The 1,798-nt window shown below is 72.0% G+C and carries 2 protein-coding genes and 1 pseudogene; 2 read left to right on the top strand and 1 reads right to left on the bottom strand.

Annotated elements, in window-relative coordinates; translation table 11 throughout:
* Positions 1-161 (top strand): annotated as a pseudogene (locus StrepF001_RS49270) (ABC transporter permease); the annotation flags it as partial.
* Positions 158-1,099, top strand: a complete 942-nt coding sequence (locus StrepF001_RS45195; protein ID WP_129803873.1) for an ABC transporter substrate-binding protein — start codon at positions 158-160, stop codon at positions 1,097-1,099. The pseudogene StrepF001_RS49270 and the gene StrepF001_RS45195, both read left to right, overlap by 4 nt.
* Positions 1,100-1,118: 19 nt before the next feature.
* On the opposite strand, the gene StrepF001_RS45190 is transcribed toward StrepF001_RS45195, so the two are convergent.
* A partial coding sequence (locus StrepF001_RS45190) for a CBS domain-containing protein (RefSeq protein ID WP_346657031.1) occupies positions 1,119-1,798 on the bottom strand: 680 nt, incomplete at its 5' end.

Genomic DNA, 1,798 nt, shown 5'->3' with positions numbered 1-1,798 from the left:
GGGGAGGGCTGGGCCGGATCATCACCGCCGGATTCAACCTGGCCAGTACGCCGCAGGTGGTGGCCGGTGCCGTGCTCGTCGCCGTGTTCGCGCTGATCGTCGAGGGCGTCTTCGAGGTCGCCGAGCGGCTGGCACCGGCGTGGGCGAGGGGCTCGGGATGAGCTGCCGTACCACCCTGGTGGCCGTTCTGCTTCTGCTCTCGACCGCCTGCGCCACCGGCCCCTCCCTGGAGAACCAGGGCGAGGTGACCGCACCGCCCGGCGACAGCCGGCATCTGACCGTCGGCTCCGCCGGATTCACCGAGAGTGACCTGCTCGCCCAGATGTACGCCCTGCTGCTGAACCAGGCCGGCTACCAGACCTCGCTCCTGACCGTCGCCAACCGCGAACTGTACGAACCGGCCCTCGAATCCGGCCAGATCGACGTGGTCCCGGAGTACGCGGCCACCTTCGCCGACTGGCTCAACGCCAAGGCCAACGGGGCGGACGCGCCGCCGGTCGGCTCACCCGACCTCGACGCCACCATGACAGCACTGCGCCGCCTCGCCACACCTCGCGGTCTGACCGTCCTCGACCCCGGCCGGGCCGTCGACCAGAACGCCTTCGCGGTGAGCGCCTCCTACGCCCGACGCCACGACCTCAGGACGCTCAGCGACCTCGGCGCCTCCGGCCTCCGGGTGCGCCTCGCCGCCGGTGACGAGTGTGTCCAACGCCCTTACTGTGCACCGGGGTTGAAGAAGACCTACGGCATCGACATCATCGCCGTCGACCCCAAGGGTGTCGGCACCACCCAGGCCAAACGGGCGGTGCAGAGCGGCCAGGACCAGATGGTGCTGACCACCACGACCGACGCCACCCTCGACGAGTTCGGCCTGGTCCTCCTCGCCGACGACAAGCACCTCCAGAACGCCGACTACGTCGTCCCCGTCGTCAACCGTGCCCGCGCGGGCGGCCCCGGCCCCGCCAAGGCCCTCGACAGGCTCAACGACGTCCTCACCACCGCCGATCTGGCGTCCATGAACCAACAGGTCGACAGCTGGCGCCGGCTGGCGACGGACGTGGCCCGGACGTATCTGGAGGACAAGGGGCTGCTCAAGTAGGCGGGCCGGCGCCGGTCGGTCAGGCGTCGGCCACCGAGTCGAACGTCACCTGACCCCGCGCCACGCCCAACGCGTCCGCGTCCACCGAGCGTCGCAGTGCCTCGTGCAGCTTGGCCGGGGTCAGCACGCCGAGGAAGCGGGCGCCGTCCAGCACCGCGACCCAGCCGGCGTCGTGCTGGAGCATCACGCCGAAGGCCTGCTTGAGCGGTGCGCCCACGGGGACCCAGGCGTTCATCCGGTGCGCGAGGTCGCCGACCGTACCGCCCGCCCCGAGCTCGTCGATCCCGGCCCAGCCGTGCAGATCGCCGTGCGTGTCCAGGACCACCGCCCAGCGCGCGCCCTCCGAGCGCAGCCGGTCGGCGGCCTGCCCGGCCGGCTCGTACAGCCGGGCGATCGGCGGCTGTTCCAGGTCGCCGGGCTCGATCGCGGTCACCGACAGCCGCTTCAGCCCCCGGTCGGCGCCGACGAACTCCGCGACGTACGGCGACGCCGGCGTGCCCAGCACCGCTCCGGGCGTGTCGAACTGCTCGATGCGCCCCTGCCCGTACACGGCGATCCGGTCGCCGAGCCGCACCGCCTCCTCGATGTCGTGCGTCACCAGCAGCACCGTCTTGCGCACCGCCGCCTGCATCCGCAGAAACTCGTCCTGCAGCTGCTCCCGCACGACCGGGTCGACCGCGCCGCCGAGCTCCTCGATCT

Origin of the sequence: Streptomyces sp. F001, from assembly GCF_004187715.1 — a bacterium.
GTDB lineage: Bacteria > Actinomycetota > Actinomycetes > Streptomycetales > Streptomycetaceae > Streptomyces > Streptomyces flavusporus.
The sequence above is the reverse complement of the archived record's forward strand: the minus strand, read 5'-3'. Positions and strand labels throughout refer to the sequence as shown.